This window comes from Neopusillimonas aromaticivorans (genome assembly GCF_030344915.1).
Classification (GTDB): Bacteria; Pseudomonadota; Gammaproteobacteria; order Burkholderiales; family Burkholderiaceae_B; genus Neopusillimonas; species Neopusillimonas aromaticivorans.
Map to the genome: position 1 here is coordinate 1 of NZ_CP128233.1, position 15,287 is coordinate 15,287.

Below are 15,287 nucleotides of genomic sequence, written 5' to 3' on the forward strand. Positions count from 1 at the left end.
GTATAGGAAGAATAAACGCCCTTTTCACCCAAGTCCAACAGCTTTGGACCGCAGTTGACTCTTTCGACACCCCTGCGATGCAACCCAATCCGGCTGACGGGGAGCCAGCAACGCTGAAAATTTACCCTCCTCTTTCCCACTAGCGGCTCCTTTTCCGACAACCAGCACGGCGGATCCCTGCCGCGGCGCTGTGAACGCAGCATTTTGATTGGTATCGTTGGCCTTCAGGCTCGTCAGTCAAACAGACCCAGGAGCAGCTCAGCCGGTGGCGCCCGGCTTTCGGGTAACGCCCTGGTCCCGCTGGTTTCGGCTTTGTGCTTCAGGTGATCAAGGATCTGCTTGATCACTATAGGGTCTTCAATGCAGGCGATGACTTTCATGGCGCCGCCGCAGCCGCTGCAGGTCTCGATGTCGATATTGAAAACACGCTTGAGCCGTTGCGCCCATGTCATCGACGCTCGCCGTTGTGCTGGTGTTGCCGGTTCATCAGCCACCCTGACCTTGTTGCCCCTGCCCCGTTTTGCCGGCGTGACCAACGCCCGGTGCCGACTGTTGGGTGCGAACACCCCGTGGAAGCGGGTTAGGTTGACTCTGGGCTTCGGTACCAGGGCGGCCAGCCTTGCAATGAAATCCAATGGTTCGAAAATGACGTGCGTGGTGCCGTCCCGGTACGGCGTCTTGAGCTGGTAGCGCACGTTGCCGCCTCGTGTTAACGACAGCCGCTTCTCGGATACCGCCGGGCGGCTGATGTACCGGCACAGCCGTTCGAGCTTCTTGCGTTCATCGGCCCTGGCCGCCACGCCGGCGTGCAGGCTGGACCCGGCTACCTTGCCAATCCCGTCACCGAACGGATCACCACTGGTCGGCAGAGTTTGCAAAGTGAACACCTTTCGCCCCGCCTGTGAACCGACAGCGATACGGTAAGTGATCGAGTGCCCCAGCAGGGGTGTCATCGGGCCGTCATCCACCGCATCCGAGGCCAGATAGCTGTTTTCGACATCCCGTTCCAGCAGGCCTTGCCGTTCCAGATAGCGACCCACCCGGTGGGCGATGGTGTGCGTCAGCTGGGTGAGCTCTGGGCTGGTCGGCGCCTTGACCCAGCGGAAACGCGCTGAGCCGTGGGATTGCTCGACATACACACCGTCGAGAAACAGCATGTGGAAGTGAACATTCAGATTGAGCGCCGATCCAAAACGCTGGATCAGGGTGACCGCGCCCGTCTTGGCCACTTGGTGGGTATGGCCCGCTTTCTTGACCAGGTGCGTGGCAATGACGCGGTAAACGATGCCCAGCACCCACCCCATGATCTCGGGCCGGCTGGCAAACAGGAAACGCAGCTGAAACGGGAAGCTCAACACCCACTGACGCATGGGTTGTTCAGGCAGTACTTCATCAACCAGCAAGGCGGCACTTTCGGCCATCCGCCGCGCCCCACAGCTCGGGCAGAAACCGCGACGCTTACAGCTGAAAGCGACCAGGTGCTCGGCGTGGCAAGACTCGCAGCGAACCCGTAGAAAGCCATGCTCCAGCCGCCCGCATTGGAGAAATTCTTCAAATTCCCGTTGCACATAGCCCGGCAATTCCTTTCCCTGCTCTGCCATAAGCGCAGCGAATGCCGGGTAATACTCGTCAACGATCTGATAGAGAAGGGTTTGCTCGGGTCGGTGGCTCTGGTAACGACCAGTATCCCGATCCCGGCTGGCCGTCCTGGCCGCCACATGAGGCATGTTCCGCGTCCTTGCAATACTGTGTTTACATACAGTCTATCGCTTAGCGGAAAGTTCTTTTACCCTCAGCCGAAATGCCTGCCGTTGCTAGACATTGCCAGCCAGTGCCCGTCACTCCGCGGTCTTCACTGCGTGATCGAGTTGATCGACACCCGCCGTGACACGCTCCATGAAGTGCCTGCCTGCGTCTGTTAGCCGAACGCCCCGCGCATGGCGCTCAAATAGCAGGACACCAAGGTTATCCTCCAGCGCTTTCACACGCGCGCTGACGCTCGACTGGCTGATACCAAGTGCCTTGGCCGCATGCCGAAAATTCAGATGCTCGGCGACGGCGATGAACTGAACAAGGGAAATGAGCGGTATCCTGCCAGACAGGATACCGACATTCACGAGGTTTCGATGGTTAGTGCGCCGCATCGGAGCGGGCCTGCTACCAGTCGTCGGTTAGACGACTGGCGACTTCTCGGTGGCAGCCCCACGGAGCCGAAGGAGCACCAGCCCCAACGAAACCAGTACCGCCATCGCCGTGGCGTAACAGATCACGGGCCACGCTGTGTCACCGTTTAAAAGTGCCACCGCCAATGTCCCGACAATGCTGACTATCAGGCTTTGAACGCAGAAGTAGAACGCGACCGCTGATCCCGCGATGTCGTCGAACTCTGCCAAAGCGCCGTTCGCGGTAACGGACACCGTGAAGACAATACCGACCGCGACAACCCACATCGGTAGGATGAAGGTGAGGAATGACGGCGAGCCGTAAAGTTCGCCGATCCCCAACAGGACCGCTCCGCAAACAAGCAACGCCATCCCACGCGCCACGCATCCTGCGATGCCCCATCTGGCGACAAAGGACTTCGCGAAACGGGTTGTCACGATCATTACAAGCGCGACAGTGGCGAAGGCAAAGCTGAATCCGATCTCGGAATATTCCGCTTGGCCTATGAGCACACGGGGAGCCGTCGAGAAGAAGACGAAGAAGGTGCCCATACCGGCGCTAAAGCCGACAGTGTAAACCCAAAAAGCCGGACTCGCGAAGATCGGCAAGACAGATCGGCGCGTCTTGACTTGATCCAGAGGGCGGGTTTCGTGCCACCTGAAACCCGCATTTAGGAGTGCGAGCATCGCCAGTATAGCCAAAGTAATGAATATCGCCTGCCATCCCAAGAACTCGCCGATCAATGCTCCGGCGATAGGGCCGAGCGCAGGCACGAACGCCAGCATCGAACTGAAAAGGCCGTAGATGACGACACCCTCAGGACGGTTGGCATAAACGTCGCGAACCGTCGCGAACGTCGCCACCAGCATGGCCGACGCGCCCACTGCTTGAAGTAGACGGAAAGCGACAAAGGCCGGTGCAGTTGAAGACCAAGCTGCTCCCAGAGACGCAATGACGAAAGCCGTTGCGCCCGCAAGTAGAATTGGCCGTCGCCCGATTCTGTCTGAGAGCGGACCAAAATCACCTGGCCCACGCCGAGCATCACCATATAGAGGCTCAACGTGAGTTGGATCATAGCGGGCGTCGTGTTCAGGATGCCGGGCATCGCTGGAACGACAGGGAGATAAATATCCATCGCCAGTGAAGCGAGGATGTCGAAAGGAGCCATCAGCAGCAGTGCTGCCGGCAGCGTATAGGCCCACGCGGGGCGTGTGGTGGTCATGACGAATCAACCCTCGATTAAGGAATACCGGGCGACGTCTGCTCGTCAGCAATCAGATGAGACTAGCCTTACAGAGCGCCGCAACAACAATACTGGTTGTTGCGGCTTACTTGTCTGCTGACTTGGAATTTCCCATCTGATTACTCCACGCTTACGAATATGAATTGCTACATTTTATCCGATTATCTTTTGCTTCGCAATGCGGCATGGGCGCACTCAGCGTTCCAGCCCCTCTGCCGCCCTAACTGCCACGACACCGACCCGCCCTGCACGATGCCCATAACCTCGCGGCCGAGTTGGCGGTCGATGATCGGCCGCCACGGGACAAGGGTGAACTCATGGGATTTCTCGACCACGGCGAACTTGCCGCTCGATAGATGCACGGTTCCGGTAAACTTGCCGCTGACGCTCTCGCCGTCCGTGGCGGCGCGGAACGGCAGGCCCTTACTCAAAGCCATATCCGATCCGACGCCGGCTACCTCGCGCTCCCGCAGGATGGCGAGAAGGTTGCGCCGGTAGAAGACGCGGCTGTCCCGGCTGCGGGTGGCGTCGCCCTGTTCGATATGGTGCTCGCGGCGCTGGTCCATGGCTTCGCGGACTTGTTGCCCGAAGCCGGTTGGCGCAAGGTCGGCCGTCTCGCCGTGGATCAGCCGCCGGTCCAGCCAGGTCGCGCCGTCCGATCCGATCTGTTTGTTCAGATCGACCGGGGAAAGGACGCGAACGCTGGCCTGACTGTCTCGGCCGGCGTCATGGGCGGCGGCACGGCTGACCAGATCATCGGGGATGCGCCATTGGTCGGCGTCGATCCGCTCGACGATACCGGCCCGGCGTAGCGCCTCCAGCCGGCGCACATGGGCATCGACATAGCCCTCATAGTCGCCGCCTGGAACGCGGCACGTATAGGAAGAATAAACGCCCTTTTCACCCAAGTCCAACAGCTTTGGACCGCAGTTGACTCTTTCGACACCCCTGCGATGCAACCCAATCCGGCTGACGGGGAGCCAGCAACGCTGAAAATTTACCCTCCTCTTTCCCACTAGCGGCTCCTTTTCCGACAACCAGCACGGCGGATCCCTGCCGCGGCGCTGTGAACGCAGCATTTTGATTGGTATCGTTGGCCTTCAGGCTCGTCAGTCAAACAGACCCAGGAGCAGCTCAGCCGGTGGCGCCCGGCTTTCGGGTAACGCCCTGGTCCCGCTGGTTTCGGCTTTGTGCTTCAGGTGATCAAGGATCTGCTTGATCACTATAGGGTCTTCAATGCAGGCGATGACTTTCATGGCGCCGCCGCAGCCGCTGCAGGTCTCGATGTCGATATTGAAAACACGCTTGAGCCGTTGCGCCCATGTCATCGACGCTCGCCGTTGTGCTGGTGTTGCCGGTTCATCAGCCACCCTGACCTTGTTGCCCCTGCCCCGTTTTGCCGGCGTGACCAACGCCCGGTGCCGACTGTTGGGTGCGAACACCCCGTGGAAGCGGGTTAGGTTGACTCTGGGCTTCGGTACCAGGGCGGCCAGCCTTGCAATGAAATCCAATGGTTCGAAAATGACGTGCGTGGTGCCGTCCCGGTACGGCGTCTTGAGCTGGTAGCGCACGTTGCCGCCTCGTGTTAACGACAGCCGCTTCTCGGATACCGCCGGGCGGCTGATGTACCGGCACAGCCGTTCGAGCTTCTTGCGTTCATCGGCCCTGGCCGCCACGCCGGCGTGCAGGCTGGACCCGGCTACCTTGCCAATCCCGTCACCGAACGGATCACCACTGGTCGGCAGAGTTTGCAAAGTGAACACCTTTCGCCCCGCCTGTGAACCGACAGCGATACGGTAAGTGATCGAGTGCCCCAGCAGGGGTGTCATCGGGTCGTCATCCACCGCATCCGAGGCCAGATAGCTGTTTTCGACATCCCGTTCCAGCAGGCCTTGCCGTTCCAGATAGCGACCCACCCGGTGGGCGATGGTGTGCGTCAGCTGGGTGAGCTCTGGGCTGGTCGGCGCCTTGACCCAGCGGAAACGCGCTGAGCCGTGGGATTGCTCGACATACACACCGTCGAGAAACAGCATGTGGAAGTGAACATTCAGATTGAGCGCCGATCCAAAACGCTGGATCAGGGTGACCGCGCCCGTCTTGGCCACTTGGTGGGTATGGCCCGCTTTCTTGACCAGGTGCGTGGCAATGACGCGGTAAACGATGCCCAGCACCCACCCCATGATCTCGGGCCGGCTGGCAAACAGGAAACGCAGCTGAAACGGGAAGCTCAACACCCACTGACGCATGGGTTGTTCAGGCAGTACTTCATCAACCAGCAAGGCGGCACTTTCGGCCATCCGCCGCGCCCCACAGCTCGGGCAGAAACCGCGACGCTTACAGCTGAAAGCGACCAGGTGCTCGGCGTGGCAAGACTCGCAGCGAACCCGTAGAAAGCCATGCTCCAGCCGCCCGCATTGGAGAAATTCTTCAAATTCCCGTTGCACATAGCCCGGCAATTCCTTTCCCTGCTCTGCCATAAGCGCAGCGAATGCCGGGTAATACTCGTCAACGATCTGATAGAGAAGGGTTTGCTCGGGTCGGTGGCTCTGGTAACGACCAGTATCCCGATCCCGGCTGGCCGTCCTGGCCGCCACATGAGGCATGTTCCGCGTCCTTGCAATACTGTGTTTACATACAGTCTATCGCTTAGCGGAAAGTTCTTTTACCCTCAGCCGAAATGCCTGCCGTTGCTAGACATTGCCAGCCAGTGCCCGTCACTCCGCGGTCTTCACTGCGTGATCGAGTTGATCGACACCCGCCGTGACACGCTCCATGAAGTGCCTGCCTGCGTCTGTTAGCCGAACGCCCCGCGCATGGCGCTCAAATAGCAGGACACCAAGGTTATCCTCCAGCGCTTTCACACGCGCGCTGACGCTCGACTGGCTGATACCAAGTGCCTTGGCCGCATGCCGAAAATTCAGATGCTCGGCGACGGCGATGAACTGAACAAGGGAAATGAGCGGTATCCTGCCAGACAGGATACCGACATTCACGAGGTTTCGATGGTTAGTGCGCCGCATCGGAGCGGGCCTGCTACCAGTCGTCGGTTAGACGACTGGCGACTTCTCGGTGGCAGCCCCACGGAGCCGAAGGAGCACCAGCCCCAACGAAACCAGTACCGCCATCGCCGTGGCGTAACAGATCACGGGCCACGCTGTGTCACCGTTTAAAAGTGCCACCGCCAATGTCCCGACAATGCTGACTATCAGGCTTTGAACGCAGAAGTAGAACGCGACCGCTGATCCCGCGATGTCGTCGAACTCTGCCAAAGCGCCGTTCGCGGTAACGGACACCGTGAAGACAATACCGACCGCGACAACCCACATCGGTAGGATGAAGGTGAGGAATGACGGCGAGCCGTAAAGTTCGCCGATCCCCAACAGGACCGCTCCGCAAACAAGCAACGCCATCCCACGCGCCACGCATCCTGCGATGCCCCATCTGGCGACAAAGGACTTCGCGAAACGGGTTGTCACGATCATTACAAGCGCGACAGTGGCGAAGGCAAAGCTGAATCCGATCTCGGAATATTCCGCTTGGCCTATGAGCACACGGGGAGCCGTCGAGAAGAAGACGAAGAAGGTGCCCATACCGGCGCTAAAGCCGACAGTGTAAACCCAAAAGCCGGACTCGCGAAGATCGGCAAGACAGATCGGCGCGTCTTGACTTGATCCAGAGGGCGGGTTTCGTGCCACCTGAAACCCGCATTTAGGAGTGCGAGCATCGCCAGTATAGCCAAAGTAATGAATATCGCCTGCCATCCCAAGAACTCGCCGATCAATGCTCCGGCGATAGGGCCGAGCGCAGGCACGAACGCCAGCATCGAACTGAAAAGGCCGTAGATGACGACACCCTCAGGACGGTTGGCATAAACGTCGCGAACCGTCGCGAACGTCGCCACCAGCATGGCCGACGCGCCCACTGCTTGAAGTAGACGGAAAGCGACAAAGGCCGGTGCAGTTGAAGACCAAGCTGCTCCCAGAGACGCAATGACGAAAGCCGTTGCGCCCGCAAGTAGAATTGGCCGTCGCCCGATTCTGTCTGAGAGCGGACCAAAAATCACCTGGCCCACGCCGAGCATCACCATATAGAGGCTCAACGTGAGTTGGATCATAGCGGGCGTCGTGTTCAGGATGCCGGGCATCGCTGGAACGACAGGGAGATAAATATCCATCGCCAGTGAAGCGAGGATGTCGAAAGGAGCCATCAGCAGCAGTGCTGCCGGCAGCGTATAGGCCCACGCGGGGCGTGTGGTGGTCATGACGAATCAACCCTCGATTAAGGAATACCGGGCGACGTCTGCTCGTCAGCAATCAGATGAGACTAGCCTTACAGAGCGCCGCAACAACAATACTGGTTGTTGCGGCTTACTTGTCTGCTGACTTGGAATTTCCCATCTGATTACTCCACGCTTACGAATATGAATTGCTACATTTTATCCGATTATCTTTTGCTTCGCAATGCGGCATGGGCGCACTCAGCGTTCCAGCCCCTCTGCCGCCCTAACTGCCACGACACCGACCCGCCCTGCACGATGCCCATAACCTCGCGGCCGAGTTGGCGGTCGATGATCGGCCGCCACGGGACAAGGGTGAACTCATGGGATTTCTCGACCACGGCGAACTTGCCGCTCGATAGATGCACGGTTCCGGTAAACTTGCCGCTGACGCTCTCGCCGTCCGTGGCGGCGCGGAACGGCAGGCCCTTACTCAAAGCCATATCCGATCCGACGCCGGCTACCTCGCGCTCCCGCAGGATGGCGAGAAGGTTGCGCCGGTAGAAGACGCGGCTGTCCCGGCTGCGGGTGGCGTCGCCCTGTTCGATATGGTGCTCGCGGCGCTGGTCCATGGCTTCGCGGACTTGTTGCCCGAAGCCGGTTGGCGCAAGGTCGGCCGTCTCGCCGTGGATCAGCCGCCGGTCCAGCCAGGTCGCGCCGTCCGATCCGATCTGTTTGTTCAGATCGACCGGGGAAAGGACGCGAACGCTGGCCTGACTGTCTCGGCCGGCGTCATGGGCGGCGGCACGGCTGACCAGATCATCGGGGATGCGCCATTGGTCGGCGTCGATCCGCTCGACGATACCGGCCCGGCGTAGCGCCTCCAGCCGGCGCACATGGGCATCGACATAGCCCTCATAGTCGCCGCCTGGAACGCGGCACGTATAGGAAGAATAAACGCCCTTTTCACCCAAGTCCAACAGCTTTGGACCGCAGTTGACTCTTTCGACACCCCTGCGATGCAACCCAATCCGGCTGACGGGGAGCCAGCAACGCTGAAAATTTACCCTCCTCTTTCCCACTAGCGGCTCCTTTTCCGACAACCAGCACGGCGGATCCCTGCCGCGGCGCTGTGAACGCAGCATTTTGATTGGTATCGTTGGCCTTCAGGCTCGTCAGTCAAACAGACCCAGGAGCAGCTCAGCCGGTGGCGCCCGGCTTTCGGGTAACGCCCTGGTCCCGCTGGTTTCGGCTTTGTGCTTCAGGTGATCAAGGATCTGCTTGATCACTATAGGGTCTTCAATGCAGGCGATGACTTTCATGGCGCCGCCGCAGCCGCTGCAGGTCTCGATGTCGATATTGAAAACACGCTTGAGCCGTTGCGCCCATGTCATCGACGCTCGCCGTTGTGCTGGTGTTGCCGGTTCATCAGCCACCCTGACCTTGTTGCCCCTGCCCCGTTTTGCCGGCGTGACCAACGCCCGGTGCCGACTGTTGGGTGCGAACACCCCGTGGAAGCGGGTTAGGTTGACTCTGGGCTTCGGTACCAGGGCGGCCAGCCTTGCAATGAAATCCAATGGTTCGAAAATGACGTGCGTGGTGCCGTCCCGGTACGGCGTCTTGAGCTGGTAGCGCACGTTGCCGCCTCGTGTTAACGACAGCCGCTTCTCGGATACCGCCGGGCGGCTGATGTACCGGCACAGCCGTTCGAGCTTCTTGCGTTCATCGGCCCTGGCCGCCACGCCGGCGTGCAGGCTGGACCCGGCTACCTTGCCAATCCCGTCACCGAACGGATCACCACTGGTCGGCAGAGTTTGCAAAGTGAACACCTTTCGCCCCGCCTGTGAACCGACAGCGATACGGTAAGTGATCGAGTGCCCCAGCAGGGTGTCATCGGGTCGTCATCCACCGCATCCGAGGCCAGATAGCTGTTTTCGACATCCCGTTCCAGCAGGCCTTGCCGTTCCAGATAGCGACCCACCCGGTGGGCGATGGTGTGCGTCAGCTGGGTGAGCTCTGGGCTGGTCGGCGCCTTGACCCAGCGGAAACGCGCTGAGCCGTGGGATTGCTCGACATACACACCGTCGAGAAACAGCATGTGGAAGTGAACATTCAGATTGAGCGCCGATCCAAAACGCTGGATCAGGGTGACCGCGCCCGTCTTGGCCACTTGGTGGGTATGGCCCGCTTTCTTGACCAGGTGCGTGGCAATGACGCGGTAAACGATGCCCAGCACCCACCCCATGATCTCGGGCCGGCTGGCAAACAGGAAACGCAGCTGAAACGGGAAGCTCAACACCCACTGACGCATGGGTTGTTCAGGCAGTACTTCATCAACCAGCAAGGCGGCACTTTCGGCCATCCGCCGCGCCCCACAGCTCGGGCAGAAACCGCGACGCTTACAGCTGAAAGCGACCAGGTGCTCGGCGTGGCAAGACTCGCAGCGAACCCGTAGAAAGCCATGCTCCAGCCGCCCGCATTGGAGAAATTCTTCAAATTCCCGTTGCACATAGCCCGGCAATTCCTTTCCCTGCTCTGCCATAAGCGCAGCGAATGCCGGGTAATACTCGTCAACGATCTGATAGAGAAGGGTTTGCTCGGGTCGGTGGCTCTGGTAACGACCAGTATCCCGATCCCGGCTGGCCGTCCTGGCCGCCACATGAGGCATGTTCCGCGTCCTTGCAATACTGTGTTTACATACAGTCTATCGCTTAGCGGAAAGTTCTTTTACCCTCAGCCGAAATGCCTGCCGTTGCTAGACATTGCCAGCCAGTGCCCGTCACTCCCACTCGATTGTAAACAAGCACACAAAACCCTTTAGTGACAACAATTTGCAAGAACTATCAGGCTCAGTGCCATGAAAAATACCATGACCAGATCATGAGGTTGAACACGGCTTGCGCCGGCAGCGTTCACGCTCCTGGTCGGCGATCTCGCCCGGCTGCAATGCTAGCTCAGCATCGGTCATGCGCTCCAGCACGTCGCGTAGGCGGATGGTGCAAGGAATGGGCGGCAGCTCGAACTCATAGCCGCCGGCGATCATTTCGGCCGCAATCTCCTCGGTGATGAAAAACGGCTCGTCGTCTTGGTTCGGCTTCTTCATGCCCTTTCCTCCTGGCGCTCATCCTGGCCGACAGCGGCCAGGGCATCGGCTTCCGTCAATGCGTCCTCCACGAACGCGCCGTGCTGCTTCGCTTCGGCCTGGCTGACCTCGGCCCATATCCGTTTCACCTGGGCCGCACTGTACCCGGCCAGCTCGGCGGTCTTGTTGATGCTGTAGCCGGACTTGCGCAGCGCGACAACTTGGGCGCGGCGCTTCGGATCAGCACGGCGGCCCTTGTACCGCCCGGCCCGGCGGGCCAACTCAATGCCTTGGCGCTGGCGTTCGCGCCTGTCCTCGTAGTCGTCGCGGGCCATCTGCAAGGCCAGGCGAAAAAGCATGATCTGCACGGCTTCCAGCACGATCTTGGCGACGCCACTGGGCCTCGGCCGCCAGGTCGGATAGATCGACCACGCCGAGGACGGCCAGGCGTGCGCCTTTGGCCTGTATCGAGGCCACCAGGCGCTCGGCCTCGGGCAAAGGTAGGCGGCTGATGCGGTCGATCTTCTCGGCAATGACCACCTCGCCGGGCTGTAGGTCGCCGATCATGCGCAGCAGCTCAGGCCGGTCGGCGCGTGCGCCGGATGCCTTCTCACGGTAGATGCCGGCGACGTAGTAGCCGGCGGCCTTCGCGGCCGTAGTGATCGCCTCTTGGCGTTCCAAGTCCTGCGCGTCGGTGCTGACGCGCAGATAGACCCGCGCCACCATCGACGCGGCTACTGGCTTCGTCCTGCGGATACTTGCGGGCTCCTTTGGGCATACCCATTTGGGCCTAGTCTAGCCGGCATGGCGCATTACAGCAATACGCAATTTAAATGCGCCTAGCGCATTTTCCCGACCTTAATGCGCCTCGCGCTGTAGCCTCACGCCCACATATGTGCTAATGTGGTTACGTGTATTTTATGGAGGTTATCCAATGAGCCGCCTGACAATCGACATGACGGACCAGCAGCACCAGAGCCTGAAAGCCCTGGCCGCCTTGCAGGGCAAGACCATTAAGCAATACGCCCTCGAACGTCTGTTCCCCGGTGACGCTGATGCCGATCAGGCATGGCAGGAACTGAAAACCATGCTGGGGAACCGCATCAACGATGGGCTTGCCGGCAAGGTGTCCACCAAGAGCGTCGGCGAAATTCTTGATGAAGAACTCAGCGGGGATCGCGCTTGACGGCCTACATCCTCACGGCTGAGGCCGAAGCCGATCTACGCGGCATCATCCGCTACACGCGCCGGGAGTGGGGCGCGGCGCAGGTGCGCCGCTATATCGCTAAGCTGGAACAGGGCATAGCCAGGCTTGCCGCCGGCGAAGGCCCGTTTAAGGACATGAGCGAACTCTTTCCCGCGCTGCGGATGGCCCGCTGCGAACACCACTACGTTTTTGCCTGCCGCGTGCGGGCGAACCCGCGTTGGTCGTGGCGATCCTGCATGAGCGCATGGACCTCATGACGCGACTTGCCGACAGGCTCAAGGGCTGATTTCAGCCGCTAAAAATCGCGCCACTCACAACGTCCTGATGGCGTACTTACCCAAAGAACAGCTAGGAGAATCATTTATGCTCAGCACACTTCCACAAGCTCATGCAACTTTCTTGAACCGCATCCGCGATGCGGTCGCTTCCGATGTTCGCTTCCGCGCTCTTCTGATCGGCGGCTCTTACGTTCACGGAGGACTCGATGAGCACTCCGATTTGGATTTCGACATCGTTGTTGAGGACAACTGCTACGCAGATGTCTTGTCTACACGCAAGGATTTTGCCGAGGCACTGCCCGGCTTCCTCAACGCGTTCACCGGCGAACATGTAGGAGAACCGCGCCTTCTGATCTGCCTATATGGTCCGCCACTGCTACACATCGATTTGAAGTTTTCTCTTGCTTCCGATCTCGACCAGCAAATCGAGCGGCGGGCGGTTCTGTTTGCTCGTGATCCGGCAGAGATCGAGAAGCGCATTGAGGCGGCAGCGGTGGCATGGCCAAACCGTCCCTCCGAGTGGTTCGAAGCACGTGCCTAGATCTGGCTACACTATGCGGCCACCAAGCTCGCCCGTGGCGAGCTTTACGAAGCGATCGGCATGCTCGGTTTCTTCCGTGAGCAAGTGTTAGGACCTTTGCTCTACCGTCGCGCTGGAAAGGACCAGCGCGGAGTGAGGCGATTGGAAACCCTTCGACTGGATGAAGAGCGCAGACTAGCCACCACCATTGCGCTGCACGATGCGTTGTCTGTCAGGGATGCCATCAAAGCATCTGCCTCCATCTATCTCGACCTCCGAGCCGACGATCCGTCGTTGGAACCGACAACGCATATGCCAGGTCTTCTGTACGACTTAATAGAACGTGCGGTACCAGGCACGCCTAACCGTCAGTGAGATTGGATGAGTGAACGATATTGATCGAGAAGAGCCCTGCGCAGCCGCTGCCGTGCCCGAGAGCATGGCGGCTCACGTGATGGGATACAAATGGGCGCGTGATAAGGTTGGTCAGTCCGGCTGCGCGGTCTATCGGCTGCATAGCAAGTCAGGCGGCTCCGACTTGTTTCTGAAGCACGGCAAAGATGCTTTTGCCGACGACGTGACTGATGAAATGGTGAGATTGCGTTGGCTGGCGGGGCACATTTCTGTGCCCTCCGTTGTAAGCTTCGTTCGCACGCCCAATCAGGCATGGCTCCTGACAACAGCAATACATGGAAAAACGGCATATCAAGTGCTGAAATCGGATTTCGGAGCCCGTCTCGTTGTTGTTGACGCATTGGCGGCGTTCATGCGCCGACTGCATGCGATCCCAGTGAGCGAATGCTCCTTCAACAGTGACCACGCATGCAGGCTTGCCCGAGCGCGGGAGCGTATCGAGGCGGGGGTTGTTGATGTCGATGACTTCGATAAGGAGCGCGAAGGGTGGACGGCCGAACAGGTTTGGGAGGCGATGCATCGCCTCCTACCGCTCGCGCCGGACCCAGTCGTGACGCACGGCGATTTTTCACTCGATAATCTACTTATCGTCGAAGGTAAGGTAGTCGGCTGCATCGACGTTGGGCGGGCTGGTATTGCTGATCGATACCAAGACCTTGCCGTGTTATGGAACTGTCTTGAGGAGTTCGAACCTTCGCTTCAGGAGAGGCTTGTTGCGCAATATGGCATTGCCGATCCGGATAGGCGCAAGCTGCAATTTCATCTCCTGCTGGACGAACTTTTCTAAGGCGATGCCCCTCGACCTCGATCAGGGAGGCGTTCAGGACGACTCACAAAGAAAGCCGGGCAATGCCCGGCTTTTTCTGCTGCTACCTCCGTAGTCGTAAGGCCGTTGCAGGTGCTCGGGTGCGGTACAACTCGCCGGTCGCCAGCTCAAGCGCGATCACGTCGTTGCCGTCGTAGTTGACGATGATGCTGTTGGGCCGACTGTCCTCACGCTTCGCAGGGAGAGGCCAGCCTTCAATCGAAGCCGGCGCAAGCTCGTAGTGCTTCCCGGTTTCGACGCTGCGCAGCGTCCAGGTCCTGCAACCGGCCACGCCGGTCGCAGAAACCACGGCGAGCGAGCCGCGAAAATCGTGCGGGTACGCCTCGATGTTCATACGCCTCCTAGATCGAGCGCGAGCGTTTCTGCTCGGCCTTGGCCGCCTGTTCCTGGGACACCTCGCCGATGACCTTGCCCTGGCCCCGGCTGTAGGCGATTTCGTAGTTCTTGCCGACAACCGGCGGCTTCTCAAAGATGCCCCGGCTGTGTTTCACGATCCCGCCTTCGCTGAACTGGTAGACGTTGCTGAGCATTTCCAGGCGCTTGCGCACGGTCAACGAAGAGTCAGCGCCGTAGGCGCTGCCATTTTGGGGTGAGGCCGTTCGCGGCCGAGGGGCGCAGCCCCCGGGGATGGGAGGCCCGCGTTAGCGGGCCGGGAGGGTTCGAGAAGGGGGCACCCCCTTCGGCGTGCGCGGTCACGCGCACAGGGCGCAGCCCTGGTTAAAAACAAGGTTTATAAATATTGGTTTAAAAGCAGGTTAAAAGACAGGTTAGCGGTGGCCGAAAAACGGGCGGAAACCCTTGCAAATGCTGGATTTTCTGCCTGTGGACAGCCCCTCAAATGTCAATAGGTGCGCCCCTCATCTGTCAGCACTCTGCCCCTCAAGTGTCAAGGATCGCGCCCCTCATCTGTCAGTAGTCGCGCCCCTCAAGTGTCAATACCGCAGGGCACTTATCCCCAGGCTTGTCCACATCATCTGTGGGAAACTCGCGTAAAATCAGGCGTTTTCGCCGATTTGCGAGGCTGGCCAGCTCCACGTCGCCGGCCGAAATCGAGCCTGCCCCTCATCTGTCAACGCCGCGCCGGGTGAGTCGGCCCCTCAAGTGTCAACGTCCGCCCCTCATCTGTCAGTGAGGGCCAAGTTTTCCGCGAGGTATCCACAACGCCGGCGGCCGCGGTGTCTCGCACACGGCTTCGACGGCGTTTCTGGCGCGTTTGCAGGGCCATAGACGGCCGCCAGCCCAGCGGCGAGGGCAACCAGCCCGGTGAGCGTCGGAAAGGCGCTGGAAGCCCCGTAGCGACGCGGAGAGGGGCGAGACAAGCCAAGGGCGCAGGCTCGA

The 15,287-nt window shown here is 59.9% G+C and carries 17 protein-coding genes and 2 pseudogenes; 4 read left to right on the forward strand and 15 right to left on the reverse strand.

Features of this window, described 5'->3' with window-relative positions; translation table 11 throughout:
- Positions 1-233: 233 nt before the first annotated feature.
- The 13 genes and pseudogenes from N7E01_RS00005 to N7E01_RS19210 form a co-directional block, all read right to left on the reverse strand.
- Positions 234-1,727, reverse strand: a complete 1,494-nt coding sequence (locus tag N7E01_RS00005) for an IS91-like element ISCR2 family transposase (RefSeq protein WP_289173909.1) — start codon at positions 1,725-1,727, stop codon at positions 234-236.
- Positions 1,728-1,838: 111 nt separating this feature from the next.
- Positions 1,839-2,117 (reverse strand): LysR family transcriptional regulator, encoded by a 279-nt coding sequence (locus N7E01_RS00010; RefSeq protein WP_001100557.1) that lies wholly within the window; start codon positions 2,115-2,117, stop codon positions 1,839-1,841.
- Positions 2,118-2,171: 54 nt separating this feature from the next.
- Positions 2,172-3,385 (reverse strand): annotated as a pseudogene (floR, locus tag N7E01_RS00015) (chloramphenicol/florfenicol efflux MFS transporter FloR).
- 182 nt (positions 3,386-3,567) lie between these two features.
- A complete protein-coding gene (locus N7E01_RS00020; protein ID WP_129501584.1) occupies positions 3,568-4,485 on the reverse strand; it encodes a DUF3363 domain-containing protein in 918 nt (305 codons plus the stop codon).
- 30 nt (positions 4,486-4,515) lie between these two features.
- Complete coding sequence (locus tag N7E01_RS00025) at positions 4,516-6,009, reverse strand: IS91-like element ISCR2 family transposase (protein ID WP_001120888.1); 1,494 nt, start codon at positions 6,007-6,009, stop codon at positions 4,516-4,518.
- A 111-nt stretch (positions 6,010-6,120) separates the two neighbouring features.
- Positions 6,121-6,399, reverse strand: coding sequence for a LysR family transcriptional regulator (locus tag N7E01_RS00030; protein ID WP_001100557.1), 279 nt, complete (start codon positions 6,397-6,399; stop codon positions 6,121-6,123).
- A 54-nt stretch (positions 6,400-6,453) separates the two neighbouring features.
- Positions 6,454-7,667, reverse strand: a pseudogene (gene floR / locus N7E01_RS00035) (chloramphenicol/florfenicol efflux MFS transporter FloR).
- Between the two features lie 182 nt (positions 7,668-7,849).
- A complete protein-coding gene (locus N7E01_RS00040; protein ID WP_129501584.1) occupies positions 7,850-8,767 on the reverse strand; it encodes a DUF3363 domain-containing protein in 918 nt (305 codons plus the stop codon).
- A 30-nt stretch (positions 8,768-8,797) separates the two neighbouring features.
- Positions 8,798-9,442 carry an IS91 family transposase gene (locus tag N7E01_RS00045; protein WP_002011539.1) on the reverse strand — a complete coding sequence of 215 codons (645 nt, stop codon included), beginning with the start codon at positions 9,440-9,442 and terminating at the stop codon, positions 8,798-8,800.
- Positions 9,388-10,290: a transposase zinc-binding domain-containing protein gene (locus N7E01_RS00050; RefSeq protein WP_247784763.1), complete on the reverse strand. Its 903-nt coding sequence runs from the start codon at positions 10,288-10,290 to the stop codon at positions 9,388-9,390. The genes N7E01_RS00045 and N7E01_RS00050 overlap by 55 nt, the downstream gene beginning before the upstream one ends.
- A 210-nt stretch (positions 10,291-10,500) precedes the next feature.
- Positions 10,501-10,725 (reverse strand): hypothetical protein, encoded by a 225-nt coding sequence (locus N7E01_RS00055; protein WP_000743213.1) that lies wholly within the window; start codon positions 10,723-10,725, stop codon positions 10,501-10,503.
- On the reverse strand, positions 10,722-11,039 hold the full coding sequence (locus N7E01_RS19205) for a helix-turn-helix domain-containing protein (protein ID WP_434089537.1): 318 nt from the start codon (positions 11,037-11,039) through the stop codon (positions 10,722-10,724). The genes N7E01_RS00055 and N7E01_RS19205 overlap by 4 nt, the downstream gene beginning before the upstream one ends.
- The gene (locus tag N7E01_RS19210; RefSeq protein WP_434089538.1) at positions 10,987-11,430 is read right to left on the reverse strand and encodes a recombinase family protein; all 444 of its coding nucleotides are present in this window, start codon (positions 11,428-11,430) and stop codon (positions 10,987-10,989) included. Before N7E01_RS19210 ends, N7E01_RS19205 begins: the two co-directional genes overlap by 53 nt.
- Before the next feature lie 208 nt (positions 11,431-11,638).
- On the opposite strand from N7E01_RS19210, the gene N7E01_RS00065 reads away from it, so the two are divergent.
- The 4 genes from N7E01_RS00065 to N7E01_RS00080 all read left to right on the forward strand — a co-directional run bounded on the left by N7E01_RS00065 (position 11,639) and on the right by N7E01_RS00080 (position 13,910).
- Positions 11,639-11,890, forward strand: a complete 252-nt coding sequence (locus N7E01_RS00065) for an antitoxin ParD (protein WP_011205807.1) — start codon at positions 11,639-11,641, stop codon at positions 11,888-11,890.
- Positions 11,887-12,168 (forward strand): type II toxin-antitoxin system RelE/ParE family toxin, encoded by a 282-nt coding sequence (locus N7E01_RS00070; RefSeq protein WP_289173921.1) that lies wholly within the window; start codon positions 11,887-11,889, stop codon positions 12,166-12,168. Before N7E01_RS00065 ends, N7E01_RS00070 begins: the two co-directional genes overlap by 4 nt.
- A gap of 106 nt (positions 12,169-12,274) precedes the next feature.
- Positions 12,275-12,730: a hypothetical protein gene (locus N7E01_RS00075; RefSeq protein ID WP_289173922.1), complete on the forward strand. Its 456-nt coding sequence runs from the start codon at positions 12,275-12,277 to the stop codon at positions 12,728-12,730.
- 364 nt (positions 12,731-13,094) lie between these two features.
- Positions 13,095-13,910 carry an aminoglycoside O-phosphotransferase APH(3')-Ib gene (locus tag N7E01_RS00080; protein WP_011205810.1) on the forward strand — a complete coding sequence of 272 codons (816 nt, stop codon included), beginning with the start codon at positions 13,095-13,097 and terminating at the stop codon, positions 13,908-13,910.
- Positions 13,911-13,992: 82 nt separating this feature from the next.
- Here N7E01_RS00080 and N7E01_RS00085 read toward each other — a convergent pair whose 3' ends face one another.
- Positions 13,993-14,283 (reverse strand): DUF5440 family protein, encoded by a 291-nt coding sequence (locus N7E01_RS00085; protein ID WP_434089539.1) that lies wholly within the window; start codon positions 14,281-14,283, stop codon positions 13,993-13,995.
- 7 nt (positions 14,284-14,290) lie between these two features.
- A complete protein-coding gene (locus N7E01_RS00090) occupies positions 14,291-14,497 on the reverse strand; it encodes a KfrB domain-containing protein (RefSeq protein ID WP_434089591.1) in 207 nt (68 codons plus the stop codon).
- Positions 14,498-15,287: the final 790 nt, after the last annotated feature.

Coding starts and splice junctions, on each gene's coding strand:
- N7E01_RS00005 (WP_289173909.1), bottom strand. CDS start 1,727: ATGCCTCATGTGGCGGCCAGGACGGCCAGCCGGGATCGGGATACTGGT.
- N7E01_RS00020 (WP_129501584.1), bottom strand. CDS start 4,485: ATGCTGCGTTCACAGCGCCGCGGCAGGGATCCGCCGTGCTGGTTGTCG.
- N7E01_RS00025 (WP_001120888.1), bottom strand. CDS start 6,009: ATGCCTCATGTGGCGGCCAGGACGGCCAGCCGGGATCGGGATACTGGT.
- N7E01_RS00040 (WP_129501584.1), bottom strand. CDS start 8,767: ATGCTGCGTTCACAGCGCCGCGGCAGGGATCCGCCGTGCTGGTTGTCG.
- N7E01_RS00050 (WP_247784763.1), bottom strand. CDS start 10,290: ATGCCTCATGTGGCGGCCAGGACGGCCAGCCGGGATCGGGATACTGGT.
- N7E01_RS00055 (WP_000743213.1), bottom strand. CDS start 10,725: ATGAAGAAGCCGAACCAAGACGACGAGCCGTTTTTCATCACCGAGGAG.
- N7E01_RS19205 (WP_434089537.1), bottom strand. CDS start 11,039: ATGGCCCGCGACGACTACGAGGACAGGCGCGAACGCCAGCGCCAAGGC.
- N7E01_RS19210 (WP_434089538.1), bottom strand. CDS start 11,430: ATGGTGGCGCGGGTCTATCTGCGCGTCAGCACCGACGCGCAGGACTTG.
- N7E01_RS00065 (WP_011205807.1), top strand. CDS start 11,639: ATGAGCCGCCTGACAATCGACATGACGGACCAGCAGCACCAGAGCCTG.
- N7E01_RS00075 (WP_289173922.1), top strand. CDS start 12,275: ATGCTCAGCACACTTCCACAAGCTCATGCAACTTTCTTGAACCGCATC.
- N7E01_RS00085 (WP_434089539.1), bottom strand. CDS start 14,283: ATGAACATCGAGGCGTACCCGCACGATTTTCGCGGCTCGCTCGCCGTG.